The sequence below is a fragment of the Viridibacillus sp. NPDC093762 genome (assembly GCF_050279675.1).
GTDB lineage: Bacteria > Bacillota > Bacilli > Bacillales_A > Planococcaceae > Viridibacillus.
This window is the reverse complement of the sequence record NZ_JBNNUK010000004.1, coordinates 201582-224248: the sequence shown is the minus strand read 5'-3', so window position 1 is coordinate 224248 and position 22667 is coordinate 201582. Positions and strand designations below refer to the sequence as shown.

Below are 22667 nucleotides of genomic sequence, written 5' to 3'. Positions count from 1 at the left end.
TTTCATAAATAGGACTAGTCGCATCTACATTAAATTGTTAAAATATTCATACAGATGGAGTCGGTAGCTATATGTTCACATAACCGATAATTACTACTAAAAGGAGGGTGACATATAAAGTGAACAGTTATTATGTACAAAATAGAGTGTCCCTGCCTGAACAACAACCAAATCAAGCCGGTGAAAATAATATATTAGAGCCTTTTTTAGATGTGGAAACGGTAAAACACTTAAAGAAAAAATATATTGCTGAAGTACAGGAGCGTTTACCGATGTATTTTTCCGCGGATAAACGAATGAAAATGCAATCGCTTACAGAAGAGCAATTTCAACAACAAGGGTTGCCAAAAGAAATTTTCTGGAAAATGGTCGAATTTAATGTGAGTACAAAAGGTGGGATTTCTTTTGAACGACTACCTGCTATTGGCGAGCATCTCGATTATTTAGCTTCAGAATATATCACATATAAAATGCGTATCGAACGTGATTTTGAAAGTGAAGACCAAGTAGCACAGCTTGCTAAACTAGATGAAATTTTTGGCCGTGGGTTAAAAAGAACGTCGAATGCTTTTATTGATTCTGTCGGAACCTTTTTTGAAAAAAATGAAGTAGTAGAAGAATCAGCTTTAATGGAGCTATCGATTAAAGGGATTTATCAATATAAACTTTCTAAATATGGAAATTTTGTTGTAGCAAATCCGGATTACGCTTTTATTAAAAGTACACCGGATGAGTGGTTGGAAAGAGATTCATATTTTATGGGAGATATTCTACGCTTAGTGATAGCAAAAATAGATGAGAATCGTATTAAAATTAAAGAAAATCCGTATACAACATTAGAGTTAAATGCAGTAGCAGCTTTTTACCAAGCAGTACAACGTAGATTAGCTAACCAAAAATCAACTTCCGTTAGTGAGGAGCAGCTTGGAGTAGAGCTTGGGTTTTTAGGTATGAAATTAGAGCGTCTGATTCAAAAAGAGGGTGTATCGCCTGAATTAGCTAGTAAAATGGAGACTGCGTATTTATCATTTTTTAACTACAAAATAGAAGATATAAATCAACGTCAAGAAGAGACGAAAAATAATCCATATACTAGAAATCGAGAAGCATTTAGCGATTTGAATCGTGAAACGGTTGAGGATTGGGCAAAACGTTTACGTAATAGCTTACAAGAAGAAAATCCTCAACAAGTATTTGAAGCAACAATCTTATCAGCCTACAATGTATTTCAAACGAAAGTGCAACAAGTGAGTAAATTAGAACGCTACCAAGAGCAAAATGATTGGAATACGTTTTATGAGGAATCGCCAACGAATAATTATCAAGTTGAGCTACCGGATGCATTCACCTATAACGCATTAATAGCCGATTGGAATAAATTTATATGTGAAATAATCGTCGATCAAAAGATGCTTTTTATTAAAGATAGAATTTGAAAATAGTCGTTTTTGATTTGAAAAAGGTTTAAGAATTTGAACTATAGGGTATTTGTGAATTACTCATTTAAAAAATACTCATTGTAGTTAATATTTGGTTTATTGATGATGTATTTTTTATACAACATTAAATTCCTTTTACTAATCGTTAAGTTTTAAGTAAATAGTTAATTAAAATGCCCGCATGTGAAAATAGTCAACTCTATTTCACTGCGGGCATTTTCTATAATTTATTATTTAGAAGTTTGGATTCCATTGAAGGAGGATGGAAAAAGATGAAGCTAGCTCGTAATATTATTATTGCACTCATATTAGGTGCGTTAGTTGGTATAGGGGTGAATATGTGGGCGGAGGATATCTTTCCTAAGGTCGATCAATACTTCTTCAGCCCATTAGGTACCATCTTTTTGAGTCTTATTAAAATGCTTGTAGTGCCACTTGGCCATCCTATGGGTGACCATTTGATATTTACATTTATTGTTATGGCGACTTCGTATAAAATGGAAGTAGGTTGATAAGATGGAAGAAGGGGTCTAGTGTCATTTTTTATCTTCATTGTAATTGGCTTTGCTGGAAACTTTATTGGCACACTAAGCGGGGGAGGTGGGTTGATTTCTTTACCTACGATGCTTCTTTATGGTTTACCTGTGCATTCTGCTATTGGAGCAAATAAAGTAGCGAATACAGTTAGTTCTTTTACTAGCTTTCTAGTAATCTTTAAAGAAAAGGAAATTACTTTAAAGGAAGCAGGCATCGTATTAGTCACTTGTTTAATAGGCGGGGCAACAGGAGGACTGGTTGCGTCGTTAATGAGCGGAGATACATTGACCATAGTAGCAATTTTTTTATTAGGCTTTGCATTTGTAACTTCATTATTAAAGAAAAGCAATTTTGAAGGGGAAGAACAATTTAAGCTGAATATTAAAACAGGTTCATCGTTATTTGGAATTGGTATGTATGACGGAATGTTTGGACCTGGCAGTGGTACATTACAGATGTATTTATATGCAAGTCAGAAAATCGCTTATATCCGTGCAGTAGGCTTAAATAGGGTAGGTGTTTTTGCAGGGTGCTTTGGTAGTTCTATCACATATATTTCGACAGGGAAAATCGAATGGCCGCTGACAATTGCTTTAATGTTTGGCGGTATAATTGGCGCACAAGTAGGCATTAAAGTGGCGCGTAAAATGAATGTGAAGTATGTTAATCCGTTATTACGGGGTATTACGCTATTATTAATCGTGCAAATTGTTGTTAATTATTTTAAGTAATTGCTGAACACAGAAGTTCTTTCTAATTTGCGGAGTGGCTATTACGGCATTAATCTATTAATTTAATTTATAATATAAAATCCACCTCTTTATAGACAGAGGTGGATTATTTTAATTGTAAAACAGTGAGCTAACTGATTACTTGTTTATTTAATATTTCTCATCTTCTCTAGTAATTCAGCACCCGTCATCGTATGGTCGCCACCACCCTGTACAAAGGCATCGCTACCGCCACCTTTGCCATTTAATAATGGTAGTACAGCTGAAGATATATCTTTCATACTCATATCAACTGCATTTGTACCACGAGCAGCGACAAACTGTAATTTCTCTCCTTGCTCAGCAACGAGAAGCACCACGATATTTTCATTTTCGGCAATTACTAGTCGAGCTAACTTTTGCAATTCTTGAATGGAACGCTCTGCATAAACGGCGCCAGTTACACCATTGTTAGTGGCTGATGCAAGTTCTAATGCTTCATAGGATAGTAACTGTTCTTTGGCTGCGTCTAAAGCTTTCTCTAATCCTTTTTGGACAGTTAATAGTTTTGAAACTGTATCAGCCACTTCATTTTCAGGCGTACTTGCTAGTTTAGCCACTTTACTTAGTTCATTTTTGCGCCAGTGTAGTTCACTTAGTACGCGCCCTCCGCAAACGAAATGCACGCGTATTTTCCTTTTTTGCTTTTCAGTATGCATAATTTTAATGGCGCTAACTTGTCCAGTTGAAGTGGGATGAATACCACCACAGCCATTATAATCGTAATTTGGAATGATAACTAGACGAATTTCCTCTGTCACACTAAGTTCTTTACGTAAGTGATAGTGTTCTAATTCGTCTTCTGTCACCCATTTTGTTTCAATTGGTCGATTTTCTAAAATAATTTTGTTAGCTAGAGCCTCTACTGCTATAAGCTCATCTTCACTAATGTTTTCAATATCCAAATCAATTGTTACAGTTCCTCGCCCTAGATGGAAGCTAATAGTTTGGTAGCCGAATAGCTCAACAAAAGCAGCGGTCAAAATATGCTGTCCTGCATGTTGCTGCATATGATCGAATCGTCGTTCCCAATCGAGTACGCCCATTACCATTTCTTCGTCGTAAGGTAAAGGTTCTGCAATATAATGACGAATTTCCTCGTCAACTTTTTCGACATCGATTACAGGAATACCATTTAATGTACCTGTATCATGAGGCTGACCGCCACCAGTAGGGTAAAATGCTGTATTATCAAGCACGATAAATTCGCGTCCGTCATCTTCAATCCCTTTTCTAATAATTTTTGCTGGAAACTCTTTCATCATCGCATTTTGATAGTAAAATAATGTCTGCAACGTCATCACTCCTAATTTTTTTATCGAAAAGTACAGGTAAATCAGCTAAAAACTTTACTAATCGCATTTTTGCTTTAATATTAATGATTGAAACATGCAAAAGAGGAGCGATTCTTTATGGACATTTTAGCATATACAATGGATGAAATTTTAGATCCCACAAATATTATTGAAGGACAACGCTTTGAATTCTTATTAGATATTGAAGTAGATGAAGAAGACGAACTATTTGTAGAAGGTGGTCTTGAGATTCGCGCAATCGTAGGGAAAAAAGAGGACGACTTTAAGCTTGCGAATTACTTCATCATCGATAAAGGTACTGAAAAAATGCTCGAATTTGGTCTAGAAGAAGATGAAGAAGAATTGATTTTGAGTTTTTGTAAAGAGCGCATTATAGCTGGCGAATAACAAATTGATTAGGTAACAGGAGGCATTCGATTTTAGTTTAAATACTTTTAATCTGAATGCCTTTTTTGGTATGATGGTAATTATTTTATGAATTAATGACGAAAGAGGTTGAAGCATGTCAGCTTATACACAGCCAATTTACGTTGCAATGATAGTATTTATCCTTTTGGCCGTTATTATTTTTGTGCCGTGGGTTATTTACACATATCGTAAATATGGATACTTGCCATTATCAACGACGCTAATCGCATTTTCATTTATTTTTTATTTTATTAGCGCATTATTTTTAGTTCTACTTCCATTACCAGAATCACTTAATACGTGTATTACACAACAGCCAGGTACACAGCATTATTCATTGATGCCGTTTACCTTTATCTCAGACATGTTTACAAATAGTGGTGTGGTTTTATCTCAGCCAAGTACATATGCATTATTAGTTAAACAGTCTGCCTTTTATCAAGCCTTTTTTAATTTCTTATTACTATTACCGTTTGGCGTATACTTACGTTATTTCTTTCAACAAAGAAAGTACTGGAAAAGGGCACTTGGCTTAACTTTTGCATTAACATTATTTTATGAAATCACACAAGTGACTGGTATTTATGGTATTTATAACTGTGCGTATCGCATTTTTGATGTGGATGATTTGATGCTTAATACATTAGGTGGAATACTTGGCTTCTTCATCGCACCAGCTATTTTGGCATTGTTCCCGTCAAAAGAAAGCATTAATGCAAAAGCAGAAAGATTGATTGCACTTGATGATGTTCGTGCAATGTCTGTATTAATCGCATTACTTATTGATATTTTCATTATTGATCTGCTTGGGCAATTAAGCACTACATTTACAGAATCAAATTTAATTATCAATTTCCTAATTAAATCTATTGTCATTTTCATTGCATTTTTTGTCATTCCAATCTTGTGGAATGGACATACAATTGGTTCGAAAATTATGCGTTTCCGCTATGATAGTAAAGTAAGTACTATAGATACAAATAAGCGATTGTTCAAACGTTTTGGTGCAATCTATCTTACTTATTTTGCATTCTTTGTACTAAGTATTTTCGCTCAAATGAACTTACAAATTGGTTCACCGTATTATAAATTAAAAGTATTTTTAGCACTGGGTACAAACTTACTTGAATTAGTATTAATAGTTGTTCTGTTCTTCCATGTATTGCTCGTTGCATTTGGAAAAGGCAAACGACGATTTTACTTTGATGAAGCATCAGACTTACACACAACGAGAAAATAAAGATAGAAAAGGACTTTCTGTAATTCGGGAAGTCTTTTTTTATTTGCGAAAATAACAATTAATAGTACTCGAATAAGATTTAAGGTTCCTGTAAGGTTACGACAATTATGCTGTAAGGATGAGGCGATATAGTATGTATATCAACAAATGACAGTAGAGGTGACGCAAATGGAATCATTATTAAAAATAGAAAACGTCAAAAAAATATATGGCAAAACATCGAATGCCTACACAGCGTTAGAAAATATATCATTACAAATTGAACATGGAGAATTCGTTGGGATTATGGGTCCATCAGGAGCAGGTAAATCTACATTATTAAATCTTCTTGCAACAATTGATTCGCCAACAGAAGGTAAAATCTTTATGAATGATAAGGGTATACATGATATGAAGGAAGCTGAGCTCTCAGATTTTAGACGCGATAATCTTGGCTTTATCTTTCAGGATTACAACTTGCTAGATTCACTAACCGTAAAAGAAAATATTCTATTACCGTTAGCAATTGCAAAAGTACCTGCAAAAGAAATTGAACAACGCGTCCAAAAAATAGCTGAAATTTTTGGAATTGAATCATTGCTTAGTCAATATCCATATCAAATTTCAGGGGGTCAAAAGCAACGTACAGCTGCTGCGAGAGCAATCGTGACAGAGCCTGCGCTCGTTTTAGCTGACGAGCCAACAGGTGCACTAGATTCAAAATCTGCAACAGACCTACTAGAAAGCTTAAGTTCACTTAATGAGAACAACGAATCAACGATTATGATGGTTACGCATGATGCTTTCGCCGCAAGTTTTTGCCGCCGCATTATATTCATTAAGGATGGCAAGTTTTCAACGGAAATCTACCGTCGCGATCAAACGCGGAAAGAGTTTTTCCAAGAAATTTTAGATACTTTATCTGCAATTGGGGGTGAGGTTGATGACGTTATTTAGTTTAGCTAGAAAAAATATTGCACGAAATTTCTCGCAATATTTTTTGTATATCGCATCGATGGTATTCAGTATCGTCATTTACTTTACCTTTGTTACTTTAAAATATAGCGATATTGTCTCTGATATGACGAAGTCTTCACAGAAGATGGAGTCCCTTATGAGTGGAGCCGCCGTAGTACTACTCTTCTTTGTTGCTATTTTCATCGCATATTCAAATTCGTTTTTCATGAAAAAGAGAAAAAAGGAAGTAGCTCTTTATGCATTATTAGGCGTTAGAAAACGTCAAATTGGTTTCATGTTATTTTTTGAAAACTTATTACTGGGGTTATTTTCATTAGTGATAGGTGTTTTTCTAGGATTTCTTAGTTCAAAATTGTTCGTTACCTTATTAATCCGTTTAATGGGTTATGATGTTGTCGCTCCATTTACGTTCTCAACGGAAGCGGTTATAAATACAGCATCTGTTTTCCTAATTATCTTCTTCATCACTTCATTCCAAGGATATCGTTTAATCTATCAATTTAAATTAATCGATCTATTCCATGCATCGAAGAAAGGTGAAGTAGCACCCAAGCCTTCATGGATTGTCGCTATCTTAGGCGTAATAAGCATCGGAACGGGTTATTGGTTAGCTTTACAGAACTTATTAACATCCGAGGCATGGCGTGTTTTAGGAATGTTTACACCACTTATTATATTAGCAACAGTTATTATAGGAACATTCCTTTTGTTCCATAGTGTTACAGGTTTTGTTCTAACTTTATTCAAGCGTCGTGAAAAGTGGCTTTGGAAAGGTCTACACGTAATGACCATTTCACAATTGCTTTATCGGGTTCGTGGTAACGCCCGTACATTAACTGTTATCGCGATTTTGAGTGCAACCACTGTAACGGCTGGAGGTGCGGTTTACAGTCTATATTACAATATTAATGACAATGTAAAGCTCACTGATCCAAACACATTTATGTACGAGCAAACAGCAAATGTCGATAACGAAAAAGTAACATCATTACTACCAACTACAATATATGATGAAAATATCTCAGCATTATTCGTTACATTTGAGGCGAAGCAACTTGATTCGGCAATGGGAACAGACGGAGACAAACGTATCTACACAGTAATCAATGAAACAACATACAACAAGTTAGCGAAACTTCAACAAAAAGAAGAACTTAATTTAAAAGGCAATAAAGCGACTATGATTGATGTTCAATATCATGAAAGTCTATCGCCGAAATATGCGGGTAAGACGATTACAGCGGAAAAAGGAACAGCAATTACATTGGAAGGATATCATGAAGTTCCAGTCTTAAACCTAATGGCAGGTATGACACTCATAGTCACAAATGAGCAGTATAAAGAGCTTGAAAAACAAGGTGAGAGTGTGCAATTCCGTGCTATTGGAGTAGATGACGCAACAACGGATCTATCTAAGAAAATTGCTAGTGTATTGCCTGATGAAGCACAATTTTCAAGCGCACCTGAGGATTATCAAAACGGTATTGAAGGAATGGGTTCATTATTATTCATTGGTAGTTTCTTAGGGCTTGTCTTCCTAGCAGCCACAGGTAGTATTATCTACTTCAAAGTACTGACAGAAGCAGAGGAAGATAAGTCACAATACAATATGCTTTATAAAATGGGTGTTGGTGCAAGAGAAATGAGAAAAACAGTGGCATCTCAAGTATTTGTTATTTTTGCTGTACCACTTGTCATTGGTCTTGCACATAGTGCGGTCGCATTAACAGCATTTTCAAAATTATTTTCAATGGATTTCACTAAGCCAGTTATCATATGGATGGTCGCTTACACAGCTATTTATGGAATCTATTATGTATTAACGGTTTCTTCATATAATCGAATTATTACTCAAAATAATAAAAGAGAAGGATGATAATAATGAAAAAAATTTTAATTACAATTGGCGTACTGATCCTAATTGGTGTTATAGGCATTGTAGTATTAGGGAAAATTGATTTTAATCGTATGAATGCAGATAACTATTATGTGCATATAACAGAAGATGGTTTGAAAAAAGAAGAGAAGCAATCTGATGGGAAAATATTTGTAACTTATGTTTATAACCTAGAAGGTGTAAATGCGAAAGGTGAGGCAAAAACATTTGAATTCACAGCAAGTAAAAACTTACGTAATGATGCATATTTAATGCTTTATGTAAAAGACGAAAAAGGCGTTTCTTCATACGATGAAGTTAAGGTTTCGGATATTCCAAAAGAAACACAAGCGAAATTAAAATAACTATTTAAATAGGTTGTCACCAAATTCTAACTCACAGAATTGGTGGCAACCTTTTCATATGGTCAAAGTGAAGGGAAATAGATAAATCCTTAATATGAAATTGGTTTAAATAATTTATATGAAAATAATTTCCCGGGACATATTAAGCTCTTTTGATACAAATAGAGTGCTTTAAAAAGAAGGAGTACTAAGTTGTAGATTTATATAACTTAGAAAAAAACCTTTTATGTTGATAGGAAATTATTGTACATTTAGTATATGGAATGAGTTATTAATGAGTATAAATATCTGAATATTCATATCTTTTCGTTTATTGTTAATCTAGGAATAGGTTTTAGTTATATTAATTAAATACTAGTTAAAAATAATATAATGTTGGATATTAAAAGGTGATGAGAATGGAGCTATTGACTAGTAAAGATAAAAAAATTAAAAACAATAAAGTTCAGCGTGTAAGACTTCAAGGAGATTTGCCAAATCAAGCAAATCTATCAACAGGTTGTCCATTCCATACAAGATGTTCGGCAGTAAAAGGTATTTGAAAACAGAAAAAACACAGTGAGAAGAAAATACAAGCGGTCACTTTGTAGCATGTCATTATGCTGGGACTAGTATTGTGTCAGGAGAGGTATAAAAATGGATCATTTATTTCACCCGTTTACGGGAAAGCGCCATACCGTATTTGGAAGAAAAGGTATGGTGGCAACTTCACAACCATTAGCTGCTCAAGCAGGACTAGAAATCTTACAAAAAGGCGGGAATGCAATTGATGCTGCCATTGCAACAGCGGCTGCATTAACAGTTGTAGAACCAACTTCAAATGGTATTGGTGGAGATGCCTTCGCATTAGTTTGGACTAAGGATCAACTACATGGTCTAAATGCATCTGGTCCTGCTCCAAAGTCAATATCAGTTGAGGAATTACGAGAAAAAGGGTATGAAAAGATCCCTGCATATGGGGTATTACCAATTACAGTTCCAGGGGTACCAGCTGGTTGGGTAGAGCTCTCTAAAAAATTTGGTAAGCTACCTTTTAAAGATGTACTTGAACCTGCTATCCGATACGCTGAAGAAGGATATCCTGTTTCGCCAGTATTAGGGAAGTTTTGGGATTCTGCATATCGTAAATTCAAGGAAACATGTACATCAGAGGAGTTTACTAGTTGGTTTGATACATTTGCACCGAATGATCGTGCACCGCATATCGGCGAGATGTGGTCATCCCCTGGACATGCTTCAACGTTAAGAAAAATAGCAGAAACCGATGGACATGCTTTTTACCATGGAGAATTAGCAGAGAAAATGGATGCATTTATGAAACAACATGGTGGCTATTTATCGAAAGAAGATTTAGCTGATTATAAAGTGGAATGGGTAGATCCAATTTCTACTACTTATAATGGATATGATGTGTGGGAAATACCCCCGAATGGTCAAGGGTTAGTTGCATTAATGGCTTTAAACATTTTCAAACAGACTGGAGATTCTAAGTGGCAAGATGCTGAAACGATTCATCGCCAAATTGAAGCTATGAAACTAGCATTTACTGATGGAAAGGCATTTGTGACGGAACTTGATGACATGCCAATAGATGTACCGCATTTATTGTCAGATGAATATGCTACAAAACGTGCGGCGTTAATAGGTAAGCAAGCCATCAATCCCGAACCTTATGAATTACCTAAAGGTGGAACTGTTTATCTAGCTGCAGCTGATGAAGAAGGAAACATGATTTCATATATTCAAAGTAACTATATGGGTTTTGGTTCAGGAATTGTGATTCCCGATACGGGAATTGCATTACAAAATCGCGGGCATGATTTTTCGTTGGATAAGGAACATCCAAATATTCTTAAGCCAGGAAAACGTACATATCATACAATTATTCCGGGATTTTTAACGAAAGAAGGGCAAGCAATCGGACCATTTGGCGTAATGGGAGGATATATGCAACCACAAGGCCATTTCCAAGTCGTAGCTAACACAGTGGATCATCAATTAAATCCACAAGCCACATTAGATATGCCACGTTGGCAGTGGGTTGGAGGGAAAACTGTGCATGTTGAACCAGAGTTCCCAAATTACATTGCTCAATCACTTATACGAAAAGGTCATAATGTGCAAGTGATGTCAGACGGTGGAAGTTTTGGCCGTGGACAAATTATTTGGCGGGATCCTGAAACGGGCGTATTACAGGGTGGAACAGAATCACGCACAGATGGAGCTATTGCTACTTGGTAAAAAAAAATGTAGTGAAGTCCCAAAGTGAACGCCCTATTTTGCGACTACATGGAGAGATTGCATCCGCATTTTTTAGAGTAGGTATGCTAGGATTTGGCGGTGGACCATCTGCTATTCCTCTTGTTCATCAAGAAGTGGTGAAAAAGTATAAGTGGATGGAAGATGATGAGTTTAGTGACGTAGTAGCACTTGCTAACACTATGCCGGGTCCAATTGGTACAAAAATGGCTGGCTATATAGGCTATAGAATAGCTGGAGTGGTAGGTGCAATTAATGCAATTTTAGTCAGCGTAGTCCCAACAATTGTATTAATGATTATATTGCTATTTTTATTACAAACGAATAAAGATATACCTGCCGTTCAGGCAATGGCTTCGGCGGTTGTACCAGTAGTAGCTGTAATGCTTGGTATATTGGCTCTAGATTTCGTTAAAAAGTCTGGAGAATCTATGGGGTGGAAGAAAACACTCATTATTCTTTTGCTTTCATTCATTGCAATGTCTATATTAAATATACACCCGGCTTTTGTCATCTTGTCGGTTTTTATAATCGTCTTTGCTCCTCTAGTAAAAAGGAGGAATAATAAATGATTTATTGGAATATTTTTATGGCATTTTTTATTCCTGGTATTTTAGGTTATGGAGGGGGTCCTTCTTCTATTCCCCTGGTTCAGCAAGAGGTAGTTGAGCACTATGGATGGATGACCAATCAAGAATTTTCAGAAATGGTCGCAGCGGGCAATGCATTACCAGGGCCAATAGCAACAAAAATGGCCGGCTTTGTTGGATATGACCAAGGGGGCATTTTAGGCATTATTGTTGCAGTTTTTGCTACAGTTGCACCTTCTTTGATTCTTATGATAGCGTTGTTAAGTGTCTTAATGAAATACAAAGAATCACCATACGTAAAAAATTTAACGAAATATATTCGCCCGATCATAGCCGTATTATTATTAGTGATGACTTTCGATTTCGCAAAAAATGCTTGGTTAAGTATAGGTTGGATATCAACATTAATAATAATGATTGGCTCTTACTTGTTACTTGAAAAGATTAAAATTCATCCGGCTTTTGTTATTTGTATTGCATTGATATATGGGATGGTATCTACACTTTTATAAATTTCAAGGTAATGTGGATAACAAAACAAGTGTTATTTATAAATAGCCGCAACGGGCAAAATAAAACACCTTCTAGTTAGAAGTTTGGTTTAGATATACCAAACTAACTGGAAGGTGTTTTAAAGTTGACTCATTTTCAGCTACATTCAACCAGAACCTATTGTTGAAGGATCATATGTCGATAGAACTATTTCATTTTTTCAAGTTGTGCATTTAACTCTTGAACACTTTTTACTTCATCTTGAACAGATGTTTTTAGTAATTTTTCTTGTCTTTCAAGAGCTACTTTTAAAGTTGATAATTCTTTAGAAACATCAGCATTCTTTTGGTCACGTTTCTTTTTCAATGATGCTACTGTGTCATATAAGTCTTCGTGACCCATAATACGACCTGCACCCCACATTAAACGATCTGCAGGTTGATCTAGTACATAATCTGTGAAGTAATCGAATACTTCTTTGTCAAAATCATAAGTGTACCAGTTGTTATCAATTAACCATAAATAATCATCTAGTGCTTTACCCGCATCACCTTTTTCAAGTGCCTTGATTGCTCCTTGTAAGTTAGGGATATTATTTTGTGCATGTTCATGAGGGAAAATTGGTTCGTCTTCCCAAGTTAAACGTACGAATTGATCTTGAGCATATTTATAAGTAGCTAACAAACTACTATTTAAAGAGCGACTGTCATCATAAAGCTTTTTCACTTCTTTTCTGTCACCAGCTACTAATGCTTTTGTATAATCAGCATTAATTTTTTCAACTTGAGCATTTATCTCTTTCGCTGTTTTAGCCGTTTCTTCAATTGCTGCTGTTAATTCATTTGAAGAAACGCTTGCAGATTTAAAGATATCAGATTTAACAGATTTAGCTAACGCATCTAATCGTGTTGTGAAATCAAGAGGTGTTACAGCTGTTTGGTCATAATGCATAGCTAGTAGACCATATAAATTCAAATGGAATTCTAAAGCTTGACCGTTATAAGTATCTTCATTATCGTACTGTGTATGATAATGTGAATGCATGAATTCGCTATCTTGGAAATCATTTCGTAATGATGGAACACCTGCAATAGAGAATGAAAAATCATCCGACCAAGTGCGTAATGGTGATACAACAGAAATACCGTCTTTATATACACCATCAACTGATGGTACAGACTTTGTGAACTTAGTTAAGAAGTTTTTCAACTCATAATCTGCACGAATTTCATTTGTTGTAGTGTGCTCATAAGCTGGAAGCTCGAAGTTCATGTCTGCAAATGCTTTTCCAACCCATTCTGGATGGATGCGGAAAATTTGATTGTAAGCACCAGTAGACCAGTCATAACGCGTATTTGAAACGCCCCATTCTTCGGCAGCTAATGCATTAAAGATAATTGTTTTCTCAGGTTTATAGCCACTGTCTACTAAACCTTTCGCTACGCCCATCATTAGGGCAATCGCAGCATTATCATCTTGGAATCCATCAAAGTAAGAATCATAATGTGCTGAAAGGATGATATATGATTCTGGGTCCTTACCTTCGATTTTTCCATAGTAATTGTATGTTGGTTGATCGAATTTAACTGTAGATTTGGCATCAAAGTTAACAGTAAGTTTATTGTCATTTGCTTTTAGTGATTTTTTTAACTCTTTAGCATCATTTTGGGACATAGAAAATGCAGGCGCATCATCGGGTCCACAAATATCCTGTGCATTTAAAGCGTCGTCATCAACTTCGCTATAACCTTCACTTTGTACGGCTATAACCGCAGCTGCCCCTTTTAAATGAGCTTGATAGGCAGGATAGTTAACCCACCAATCTTCTCGCTGGTTTACATCTATAAGTACGAGCTTGCCTTTTATATCAAGGTTTTTCAAATCATCTGATGTACCGCGATTTGCATAAACAACATCAAATTCTTTTGTTCCCTTTGTATCAAAATTAGTTTGATATGCCCCTAAAACAGCTAACTTCTCTTTACCATCAACTGTATTAAATGTCATATCTGCTTTTTCGAATGTCCAGCTATCAACTGTAAATTCATCTTTTGATACGTCGGTAAGCCCAATTTTCTTCATTTCATCTGCAATTTTTTCGCCAGTTTTTAATTCTGCTTCAGATCCTGCCGAACGATATCCTAGCTTTTCATTTGTTTTAAATTCTTCAAGACTTTTGGCGAAATCAAATGAATAATCAGCACTTACCTTTGATAAATAATTATCGGAGTATTGTTTTACTGCTGCTAAATCATTGTTTTCTTTTACCTCTGTCTTTTTGTCTGCTGGTGTACAAGCCGCAAGTGATGATGCAATTAGAATTGTTGCTATTGCACCACGAAAAAATCTGTTCAATTAACCACATTCCTTTACAATAATTTTTTTTCAAGCAGAACTAATTAAACGATAGTTTTAATAAAATAGCAATATTTTTTTGAATTGTTAGATAGAATATTTTTCGACAAAAAGAAGGGAAGTATTATCATTAATTTGAGATTGTAATTTAGATTTATAGATTCTAATAACTAATGAATAAATATGAGGTGAAATTTTAAGAAAGCTTACAATAGTCTTTTTCATTTAATATTGGCAAGATATTATTTCATTAAATAATTATCCGAGTATTGCTCCAATGTTACTAAGTCGCCACTTACTATTTAAAAAATGATAAATTGTATATGTGAAAAATAGGGAAAAATAAAGAACCAGCATACGCTGGTTCTAAAGTAATATTATAATTGTCGTACCTTCATTTAATACACTAGATAATTGAAGATCGCCGTTGTGAGCGAAAATAATATCACGAGCAATTGCCATTCCAAGTCCGGTACCGTGTGTGTTTTTCGTATTTGAACCACGATAATAACGATCGAATACTTGTTTCATATCTTCAGGCAATATACCTCTACCATTATCAGATATCATTATTCGTGTCTTATAAAGAGTAGGTTGTGAACCTTCTACTTGTCCACATTGTGGATACATATCATCAATTTTTATAGTTACACACACATTTTCATCGTTATGCACAAGTGCATTGTAGATAAAGTTCAAAATTGCCCTTTTTAATAATTTTTTATCCACTTTATGCACGATTTTATTCACATTACTAACAAACTCTACCTGACGTTCCCCAAATTGAGGGTCATTTAACAATTCAATCGTCAGTTCACGTATAAAGCTTACTATATTAATATCTTCAAAGTGCATGGGTAGCTGTTGATTACGTAAACGGGTCGTTAAATTTAAGTCATCAAGTAAATCTTTCATATAAATAGATTTTTTTTCAATAATAGTTGAGAATTCTTGTACTTCGTTAGCAGTGAGATTATCAGCATCATCCTTCATCAGTTCAGCATATCCTTGAATTGATGCAAGGGGAGTTTTCATATCATGTGATACATTACTAATCCACTCTTCACGCATTTTATCTAGGCGATTCCGTTCTTTCTCATGTTCACTTAATTTTATTGAAAGCTCATTTACATTGAGAAAAACGTCTTTATACACACCATTTGGTACGTTTATTTTTTTGAATTGGCGGTTACGTAGCTGTCCGATGAAATCAATTAATATGTGAAGTGGTTTCGTTAAATGTCGTGTAAACAACAAACCGATGACCAAAGCGATTAACACATCAACTATTAAAAATGCTATCAGAAGTAGGTTAATAAATTTGAAAAATTGATCAAAATCATAAGTCAAAACATAACGTCCAACCCCGTAATTCTTCACACCAACAAAATAATCTAAATTGTCCAGTGTACTAATATAAACGGTAGTATTGGCATCAACTTCTTTATATTTATACATTTGCACGACTTCAGCAGGGGAGTAGCTCGTTGCAAGATTATCTGGTGTCTCATAAGCAGCAACTTGGTTCCCTTTAGAATCTAAAAATTGAACCCATGCATGCTTATCTTGCAATGCTTTTACACCTTCATCATTTACAATAGGTAAACCATTTTTAATCTCGACATATTTAGAGAAGGAACGTGTGAATTCCTCAGCAGAGGTTTCAGAAGTGCTTAAAGCAGGATGACTTGTTTGATAAAGGAGTAGTCCAACTAATAGCATAGTATTGATGATACCGACAATAATAACAATCATTACAACAGACCATAAGAAACGCCCAGTTATTCTCCACCTCATTTTATCCTCATCCCTTACTGTTCAATTTATAGCCAAGACCTTTAACAGTGATCAAAAAAGTTGGATTAGATGGAGTATCCTCAATCTTTTCACGTAATCGACGTATATGCACCATGACTGTATTATCTGAACCAAAAAAGTCCTCACCCCAAACTCTTTCAAAAAGTGTTTCTTTACTTAAGATTTGATTGGGATGATGGATAAAACAATTCATCAAGCCAATCTCCTTAGCTGTAAGCTCGATTATTGTGCCATTTTTCTTCAATTCAGTACCGTCCATATTTATTTCAAAAGGGCCAACAGTAATATTGTTTAAAACTGTTTTTTCCTCCGAAAAGCTAGCTCGTCTAAGTTGTGCCTTCACTCGATAAGCTACTTCTTTAGTGCTAAATGGTTTTGTAATATAATCATCCCCACCAATTGCAAGACCTAAGAGCTTATCTATTTCTTCATCCTTTGCAGACATAAATAAGATAGGTACATTTGAGATTTCACGAATTTGTTTGCACAAATCATACCCTTCACCGTCAGGAAGCATAATATCTAGTAGCACTAGTTCGGGTTTTACTTCCTGGAATTTAGCCCAGCCATCCTGAATTGTTCCAGCCGTTATCACATTTGAAAGGCCTTCCTTATGTAATACCGTTTGTAGCAAATTTGCCAAATCCTCTTCATCATCTATTAATAAAATACATTGTGTGTTCATTAGAAAGCATCCCTCCACATAAAATTTCCGTATCGTAAGTATAGTATATGTCTTCATTTTTTACTGTATATAAAAATTTCAATCACTCACCTATTATGTTAAAAAAGCCCGAAATACACATGAGAAAAAATTACAAGGAGATGATTAATTTGATTGAAGTAAAGGGTTTGCATACAAATTTCACCTATTATAACTGATGTTTAGATTTGAAATTTTTTTAAAAGAATTTAAAAAATTATTAATAACCAGTCTAAAATGAAGTGTAGATATGAAAAAATCTTGTACGAAACTTATAAGATGTATGTGTGAATTGTAAAAGAAGCGGGGAAAAGAAATTGAATATCAATCAAAGAGCTATTGAATCGTTAGAAGAGAATGAGTATGAAGATGCGCTTGACTTATTTCAAGAAGCTGTAGAAGAAAGCAGAGATGTGCAATCGCTAAACAATCTCGCTTGGATGTATTCCAATGAAGAACATAAATATATGAAGGCTACTATATTGTTAGAAGAAGCTATGAAACTGAATCCAACTTCGCATTTTCCATATAGTTTGTTAGGTGAGATTTATATAAGAATTAAAAAATGGGATGAAGCTAAAGAAATGTTGGAAGCAGCAATCAATATTCAACCTACTAAGACCACTTATCATAATTTAGCGATTGTGAATTACCATTTCAGGGACTTTGAATCAGCTGCAAAGCATTTTCTTTTAGCGTCAGGGGATTCTGACTGTTCGATGTACGGTTATGTAAAGTGTTTAATTGAATTAGGAAAAGTGGATGAAGCAAAAAACAGGCTTGATACATTTTCTGAGGATGATGAGGACTTTGTAGGGGAGATAGAGGTGGCTGATTTATATGTAGAGTTGGGTTGCTATAAAGAGGCTATGGAGTGGTTTAAAAAAGGCTGGGTAAGTGCTTGGGAAGAAATCAGTTGGGTAAGTAGGTATGTGTATTCATTGCTTGAACTAGGTGATTTGACAACGGTCCATGAAGTGTTAAAGGAAGTTAACGAAATTAAAATAGCGGATATTAAAGAAGTACGTGACAATGAAGATGATGTTTGGACTGAGAGTGAGAAGCAAGAGAAAATTATTGAATTAATGAACGAAAAGAAAGCATATGAGCAAGTACTAGAAAACATGACGGATGGTGTAGTGCCAGCTATGGAGTTTGACATTGAAGTGCAAGAGGATTGCTACTTATTTGGATGTGTTCGTCATAATCATCCAGAGTATCAGGATTAAGATTTTAAAAATAATAAAATTTTTATTTGATACAAAAAACAGCAAAAGAATTTAATTTCTTTTGCTGTGTATAGATGTACTAATGTAAGTGTCTACTTTAAAACATAGTCGCGATGTTTTATTGATTCATTATCGCTTGTGAGGATGGTTAAATCGAAAGTGTGCTTACTTTTGTGCTTTTCCCATATTTCTTCGTTCTTATTCTTAATTTCCTTGCAAAGAGATTCGAACTTATTTTGAAAATCATCTTTATTTAATTCTAGCCAAGTAGGTACTAAAAGTGTGATGTGGTATCTTTGGGGACTATTCCAACGAATCATATCGTCTATACCTACAGCTGCTACATCTTCAATTTCTAACAAAGTTTTAAAGTAATTAAATGATTCTTTGCGATGAAGCTGTTCGTCAATTTTTTTCTGTTGGATTTCTTTTTGAAGTTTACTCCACATTTCTTCTACATATGATTCTTTAGTAACTGTGGTATCTCGTTTAAAGTCATATTCACCTTTATCATTAATGTAAAGTATGTCTTGATAAGTATGAATTGGTTCTACTACGTTGTCATCGATTAAAGCAATATGTGCTGTATATGAATCTACAACGTATAGTCTTTCATTCTTTTTGATTTCGATAATTTTTTGTATAAAATCGTTAATATTTTTTTCGGATATGTAAGTATTGTATGGTGAAAAGCCACTGTTAATTAAGGGTGAATATTCGCCAAAGTATTGGTTATGTGTAATTTCTTTATCTGTCCAAATTCCAAATTTCCATTCAGGTAAATCTTTTAAAATGAAATGTACATACATGTTGGGTTCGTATGAACCTACATAATAATTGTTTCCGAATACTTTTGATTTAATGGGTAAATGATGCTCAATTGTTTCAAGTGAAAGATTCATTTCCATTGTAATTTTTATTTTTTCGATTTTTAATTTAGTGCGTTTTTTCATAGTTATCACTCTTTCCTTTATGTATGTAAAGTATAGTAGATGTCAAAAAAATATCATTGAAAAACAATTTAAATCTAAAATTACAAAAGAAGTTAAGAAATGAGTGTCTTATATAGTTTTATGTTGTTTTGCCTATTTTAAAAAATTTAAATGGTTTATGCTATAGTGCATATTTAGATATTCATATAAGAGGAGGTAATCATTTTATCGAAGTGTCTCAAGATGAGGATGGCTATTTGTATTTATGCATTCACACAGGGAGCCGCTCAGTAGGTGCTAAAATTGCAACTTACTATCAAAAGTTAGCATATGAAAAAATACAACACCGCGATGTATCAGGAATAGTAGCTGCTTTAAAAGAGCAAGGGCGCTTTCAAGAAATTCAACCTGCCCTTAAGAAATACCAAAAAGAAACACCGCTTATTCCAAAGGAACTTGCTTATGTACAAGGTGAAGATTTTCAAAATTACATCCATGATATGAAAATTGCACAGCAATATGCAAAAGAAAATCGTCGACAAATTGCGCGTTCTATTATTGAACATTTAGATCTTGAAAAATATTTAGTTGAAGAATTTGATTCTATTCACAACTATATCGATACCGACAATATGATCTTAAGAAAAGGTGCCATTTCTGCGCAAAAGGGGGAACAGCTCATTATACCTATTAATATGCGTGACGGCTCCATTATCGCCTATGGGCAGGGAAATGAAGATTGGAACTATTCAGCCCCACACGGTGCAGGGCGTATTATGAGCCGTACTCAAGCAAATGAAAATATAAATCTTGAGGATTATCAAAAAACAATGACTGGTATTTGGACATCATCAGTTAATAAGGAAACGCTTGATGAAGCGCCAATGGCTTATAAACCAATAGAAGAAATTCTTGAAAATGTCCGAAATACTGTAGATATTAAAACGATCATTAAGCCTGTTTATAACTTTAAAGCAAGTGAGAATGAGTGGCCATCTTATCGCCGTAAGAAACGTTCTAAGTAATTTTTGATCAGAAATGGAACTTGTACTGATGTTACTTCGTATATAGAGAAGATAGAATAAAATCTTAACATTAGTGGAGGAACATAATATGCTTAAAAAATTTGCCTCAGATGCACTAGGTCTTTCTGATATTGGGATTGTCGTACCAAAAGAAAATTTCGACAAAACAGAAGCTGACGATTTCGTTCTACACGAATCAGGTGAAGTTGTTTACTTCCTAATCAAAGCGAAAACAGACGAATATTGTTTCACAAATAAAGCACTGATCCACGTAGACGGCGAAAATGCGATTAGTAAAAAGCGTCTATTAAAGCGCTATGACTATCAACATAGCACAATCACAGATGTTATGTTAGAAACTGCAGGCACAATCGATCTAGATATCGAAATTAAATTCACTATTAACAATATTCCAATGTCCATCGATATTCACAAAAAATTCGACGCAGAAATTAAAGATTTATATAAAGCACTTCATGCGATTTCAGTAGAAATGAAAAACAACACACAATACTTTGAAATTGCTCAAAATAGCTTAACGTATGCAGCAGAGTCAATCGGCAAAGTAGAGAGTAATGTAGTAACACCAGCCCAATCATTTGAACAAATTGCTCGCTTCGCTAACGATTGGGTTCTGCAAAACAAAAAGCAATATGTAAAAGAAGATTATAGAGAAGTATTTGAGTTATATATTAATCACTAAAAAAAAGAAGTTATCCACTTTAGTGGATAACTTCTTTTTTTATAGACTAGTAAGAGCCTTTCTAGCAGTATAATTTAAATATTAAAACTCCTTTATTATTTGCTTAGTTGTAGTAAAGTAAATAAATCAGGAGGGAAACAACGTGTCACAAAATGCATCACCAAAACAAAAATCAAAAACGCTATCATACATCGCTAAAATGAGAGGTAAAGGCAATTCACCGCTGAAAACAAATTGGAAAGATATACTGACAGCTTTAATTGGTTGTTATATCACGATCTTTGTTCTCCTTGAACTAACGAAAATGACTAATACGCTATGGTTTATGGCCCCTTTTGGTTCAAGTTGTTTACTAGCCTTTGCTTTTTGGAACGGACCACTATCACAGCCACGTAATATTATTGGAAGTCATGTATTAACAAGTGCAGTTGGTATCATTATACTAAACCTTTTTGGTAACGAACCTTGGGCAATTGCTTTAGCAGTAGCCTTAGCTATAGCACTTATTATGATTACTAAGACAACACATCCACCAGCAGGAGCCAATCCAGTTATAATAATGCTGGGTAACTACAGCTGGCATTATATCATTACTCCGGTATTAATAGGTTCACTAATAATTGTTATTTTCGCACTTATAATAAATAACATGAGAAGCACAAGAAGATATCCAACTTTTTGGTGGTGACAAAATCTACTCAAAATTGGTTAATAATTTTTAGATTAAACAGCTAATTTAGAAGTGCCTGTTTTAATTCATAAAATTATTGTTCACAGTGAATCAGTTTATAGTTAGTGAATTATTTAAATGAATGCAAAAAAAGAGCACCTAACCGAGTGTTAGAAGCTCAAAAACAAGTTTTTACTCACATGAAGTTCGAATTTTACCGAATTAAAAACGATAAAATTACCGAACGATTGAAATCTTATCAAATTTTAGTGATTGAGTCAACCTTTGGATATGTTATATTTTCCGAAAAGAAAAGAGCTTCTATATAAAGAAGCTCTAACTACATTTACTCATTTTTTTTAGCTTGCTCTGGTTTTTCATAACTAAAAACGGCGACAATAATATATAAAAGTACAAACATAATAATAGAACCCGTCCATGTTACATCAATTCGACTAAAACTCATTACTAGTAAACTTTTAAAAAGGATAACACAAACAGCAGTTTGTATGGCATAACTAATTACTGCTACCGGTTTTGACCAAAGTAGGTTAAAACTCGCAACAACAAATAAATTTATGAAGTCCACCAAGAACATCATTGCGGCAATCAATAATATAAACCATCCGTAATATAATCCATTTCTATACCACTGTTCGAAAATTTGTATAGATGCTAAATCATACTTAGCCAATAAATTATACAAACCAAAAAATCCGAAGAGCGGTACAGTCACTACTAAAAAAAGTCCCAGAATTAATATCATTATCAAAATCAGAAGTGCTGACCATCCAGATACACGGATTTTTATTTTTTTATTTTTAAACATAAAACCTTTCTTCACCTACTCATGACGCAATTTATGCGTCTCTCTTTAACCCCAAATTAATACTCTCTATTCAAGTCATACTTTTCATTATAAATCAGGAATGCTCACAATGCACCTGAATGCTACATCAGAGTATTAGAAGATAATGGAAAGT

Annotated in this window: 22 protein-coding genes; 16 read left to right on the top strand and 6 right to left on the bottom strand. The window is 34.5% G+C overall.

Features of this window, described 5'->3' with window-relative positions; all coding sequences use genetic code 11:
* Positions 1–119: 119 nt before the first annotated feature.
* The 3 genes from ACQKM9_RS08030 (at position 120) to ACQKM9_RS08020 (ending at position 2707) form a co-directional block, all read left to right on the top strand.
* On the top strand, positions 120–1436 hold the full coding sequence (locus ACQKM9_RS08030) for a hypothetical protein (protein WP_427733856.1): 1317 nt from the start codon (positions 120–122) through the stop codon (positions 1434–1436).
* Positions 1437–1711: 275 nt separating this feature from the next.
* Positions 1712–1951 (top strand): cation:dicarboxylate symporter family transporter, encoded by a 240-nt coding sequence (locus ACQKM9_RS08025; protein ID WP_427733855.1) that lies wholly within the window; start codon positions 1712–1714, stop codon positions 1949–1951.
* A 21-nt stretch (positions 1952–1972) separates the two neighbouring features.
* Positions 1973–2707 carry a sulfite exporter TauE/SafE family protein gene (locus ACQKM9_RS08020; RefSeq protein ID WP_427733854.1) on the top strand — a complete coding sequence of 245 codons (735 nt, stop codon included), beginning with the start codon at positions 1973–1975 and terminating at the stop codon, positions 2705–2707.
* A 146-nt stretch (positions 2708–2853) separates the two neighbouring features.
* Here the strand turns inward: ACQKM9_RS08020 and ACQKM9_RS08015 are convergent, their stop codons facing one another.
* Positions 2854–4041 carry an alanyl-tRNA editing protein gene (locus tag ACQKM9_RS08015; protein WP_427733852.1) on the bottom strand — a complete coding sequence of 396 codons (1188 nt, stop codon included), beginning with the start codon at positions 4039–4041 and terminating at the stop codon, positions 2854–2856.
* A gap of 117 nt (positions 4042–4158) precedes the next feature.
* Here ACQKM9_RS08015 and ACQKM9_RS08010 point away from each other — a divergent pair, with 117 nt between their 5' ends.
* The 9 genes from ACQKM9_RS08010 (at position 4159) to ACQKM9_RS07970 (ending at position 12269) form a co-directional block, all read left to right on the top strand.
* Positions 4159–4449 carry a DUF6509 family protein gene (locus ACQKM9_RS08010; protein ID WP_038180735.1) on the top strand — a complete coding sequence of 97 codons (291 nt, stop codon included), beginning with the start codon at positions 4159–4161 and terminating at the stop codon, positions 4447–4449.
* 115 nt (positions 4450–4564) lie between these two features.
* Positions 4565–5710, top strand: a complete 1146-nt coding sequence (locus ACQKM9_RS08005) for a VanZ family protein (RefSeq protein ID WP_427733850.1) — start codon at positions 4565–4567, stop codon at positions 5708–5710.
* A 168-nt stretch (positions 5711–5878) separates the two neighbouring features.
* Positions 5879–6646: an ABC transporter ATP-binding protein gene (locus tag ACQKM9_RS08000; RefSeq protein ID WP_427733849.1), complete on the top strand. Its 768-nt coding sequence runs from the start codon at positions 5879–5881 to the stop codon at positions 6644–6646.
* Positions 6633–8543 carry an ABC transporter permease gene (locus ACQKM9_RS07995; protein ID WP_427733848.1) on the top strand — a complete coding sequence of 637 codons (1911 nt, stop codon included), beginning with the start codon at positions 6633–6635 and terminating at the stop codon, positions 8541–8543. The genes ACQKM9_RS08000 and ACQKM9_RS07995 overlap by 14 nt, the downstream gene beginning before the upstream one ends.
* A 5-nt stretch (positions 8544–8548) precedes the next feature.
* Positions 8549–8908 carry a YxeA family protein gene (locus ACQKM9_RS07990; protein WP_427733847.1) on the top strand — a complete coding sequence of 120 codons (360 nt, stop codon included), beginning with the start codon at positions 8549–8551 and terminating at the stop codon, positions 8906–8908.
* 398 nt (positions 8909–9306) lie between these two features.
* Positions 9307–9450, top strand: a complete 144-nt coding sequence (locus ACQKM9_RS07985) for a hypothetical protein (protein WP_427733846.1) — start codon at positions 9307–9309, stop codon at positions 9448–9450.
* A gap of 94 nt (positions 9451–9544) precedes the next feature.
* Positions 9545–11149: a gamma-glutamyltransferase family protein gene (locus ACQKM9_RS07980; protein WP_427733845.1), complete on the top strand. Its 1605-nt coding sequence runs from the start codon at positions 9545–9547 to the stop codon at positions 11147–11149.
* On the top strand, positions 11143–11739 hold the full coding sequence (locus tag ACQKM9_RS07975) for a chromate transporter (protein ID WP_427733844.1): 597 nt from the start codon (positions 11143–11145) through the stop codon (positions 11737–11739). Before ACQKM9_RS07980 ends, ACQKM9_RS07975 begins: the two co-directional genes overlap by 7 nt.
* Positions 11736–12269, top strand: coding sequence for a chromate transporter (locus ACQKM9_RS07970; protein ID WP_427733843.1), 534 nt, complete (start codon positions 11736–11738; stop codon positions 12267–12269). The genes ACQKM9_RS07975 and ACQKM9_RS07970 overlap by 4 nt, the downstream gene beginning before the upstream one ends.
* Before the next feature lie 187 nt (positions 12270–12456).
* Here ACQKM9_RS07970 and ACQKM9_RS07965 read toward each other — a convergent pair whose 3' ends face one another.
* The 3 genes from ACQKM9_RS07965 to ACQKM9_RS07955 form a co-directional block, all read right to left on the bottom strand.
* The gene (locus ACQKM9_RS07965; RefSeq protein WP_427733841.1) at positions 12457–14604 is read right to left on the bottom strand and encodes a M28 family peptidase; all 2148 of its coding nucleotides are present in this window, start codon (positions 14602–14604) and stop codon (positions 12457–12459) included.
* A 366-nt stretch (positions 14605–14970) separates the two neighbouring features.
* A complete protein-coding gene (locus ACQKM9_RS07960; RefSeq protein ID WP_427733840.1) occupies positions 14971–16401 on the bottom strand; it encodes a sensor histidine kinase in 1431 nt (476 codons plus the stop codon).
* A 7-nt stretch (positions 16402–16408) separates the two neighbouring features.
* A complete protein-coding gene (locus ACQKM9_RS07955; protein WP_427733839.1) occupies positions 16409–17107 on the bottom strand; it encodes a response regulator transcription factor in 699 nt (232 codons plus the stop codon).
* A 335-nt stretch (positions 17108–17442) separates the two neighbouring features.
* Here ACQKM9_RS07955 and ACQKM9_RS07950 point away from each other — a divergent pair, with 335 nt between their 5' ends.
* Positions 17443–18354, top strand: coding sequence for a tetratricopeptide repeat protein (locus ACQKM9_RS07950; RefSeq protein WP_427733838.1), 912 nt, complete (start codon positions 17443–17445; stop codon positions 18352–18354).
* A 92-nt stretch (positions 18355–18446) separates the two neighbouring features.
* On the opposite strand, the gene ACQKM9_RS07945 is transcribed toward ACQKM9_RS07950, so the two are convergent.
* Positions 18447–19307, bottom strand: coding sequence for a hypothetical protein (locus tag ACQKM9_RS07945; protein WP_427733837.1), 861 nt, complete (start codon positions 19305–19307; stop codon positions 18447–18449).
* Between the two features lie 128 nt (positions 19308–19435).
* Between ACQKM9_RS07945 and ACQKM9_RS07940 the strand changes: the two genes are divergently transcribed.
* The 3 genes from ACQKM9_RS07940 (at position 19436) to ACQKM9_RS07930 (ending at position 21702) form a co-directional block, all read left to right on the top strand.
* Entirely contained in the window at positions 19436–20311 is an 876-nt protein-coding gene (locus ACQKM9_RS07940) for an RtcB family protein (RefSeq protein WP_427733836.1), read from the top strand.
* Between the two features lie 88 nt (positions 20312–20399).
* Positions 20400–21014 (top strand): PH domain-containing protein, encoded by a 615-nt coding sequence (locus ACQKM9_RS07935; protein WP_427733835.1) that lies wholly within the window; start codon positions 20400–20402, stop codon positions 21012–21014.
* Positions 21015–21156: 142 nt separating this feature from the next.
* Positions 21157–21702, top strand: a complete 546-nt coding sequence (locus tag ACQKM9_RS07930; RefSeq protein ID WP_038180684.1) for an HPP family protein — start codon at positions 21157–21159, stop codon at positions 21700–21702.
* Between the two features lie 328 nt (positions 21703–22030).
* On the opposite strand, the gene ACQKM9_RS07925 is transcribed toward ACQKM9_RS07930, so the two are convergent.
* Entirely contained in the window at positions 22031–22513 is a 483-nt protein-coding gene (locus ACQKM9_RS07925; RefSeq protein WP_427733834.1) for a hypothetical protein, read from the bottom strand.
* Positions 22514–22667 lie beyond the last annotated feature (154 nt).

Excerpts from the sequence above, each read along its gene's own strand:
- ACQKM9_RS07990 (WP_427733847.1), top strand. The coding sequence starts at position 8,549 with ATGAAAAAAATTTTAATTACAATTGGCGTACTGATCCTAATTGGTGTT.
- ACQKM9_RS07980 (WP_427733845.1), top strand. The coding sequence starts at position 9,545 with ATGGATCATTTATTTCACCCGTTTACGGGAAAGCGCCATACCGTATTT.
- ACQKM9_RS08025 (WP_427733855.1), top strand. The coding sequence starts at position 1,712 with ATGAAGCTAGCTCGTAATATTATTATTGCACTCATATTAGGTGCGTTA.
- ACQKM9_RS07960 (WP_427733840.1), bottom strand. The coding sequence starts at position 16,401 with ATGAGGTGGAGAATAACTGGGCGTTTCTTATGGTCTGTTGTAATGATT.
- ACQKM9_RS07955 (WP_427733839.1), bottom strand. The coding sequence starts at position 17,107 with ATGAACACACAATGTATTTTATTAATAGATGATGAAGAGGATTTGGCA.
- ACQKM9_RS07925 (WP_427733834.1), bottom strand. The coding sequence starts at position 22,513 with ATGTTTAAAAATAAAAAAATAAAAATCCGTGTATCTGGATGGTCAGCA.
- ACQKM9_RS08000 (WP_427733849.1), top strand. The coding sequence starts at position 5,879 with ATGGAATCATTATTAAAAATAGAAAACGTCAAAAAAATATATGGCAAA.
- ACQKM9_RS07935 (WP_427733835.1), top strand. The coding sequence starts at position 20,400 with ATGCTTAAAAAATTTGCCTCAGATGCACTAGGTCTTTCTGATATTGGG.
- ACQKM9_RS07995 (WP_427733848.1), top strand. The coding sequence starts at position 6,633 with ATGACGTTATTTAGTTTAGCTAGAAAAAATATTGCACGAAATTTCTCG.
- ACQKM9_RS07985 (WP_427733846.1), top strand. The coding sequence starts at position 9,307 with ATGGAGCTATTGACTAGTAAAGATAAAAAAATTAAAAACAATAAAGTT.
- ACQKM9_RS08005 (WP_427733850.1), top strand. The coding sequence starts at position 4,565 with ATGTCAGCTTATACACAGCCAATTTACGTTGCAATGATAGTATTTATC.
- ACQKM9_RS07945 (WP_427733837.1), bottom strand. The coding sequence starts at position 19,307 with ATGAAAAAACGCACTAAATTAAAAATCGAAAAAATAAAAATTACAATG.
- ACQKM9_RS07970 (WP_427733843.1), top strand. The coding sequence starts at position 11,736 with ATGATTTATTGGAATATTTTTATGGCATTTTTTATTCCTGGTATTTTA.
- ACQKM9_RS08010 (WP_038180735.1), top strand. The coding sequence starts at position 4,159 with ATGGACATTTTAGCATATACAATGGATGAAATTTTAGATCCCACAAAT.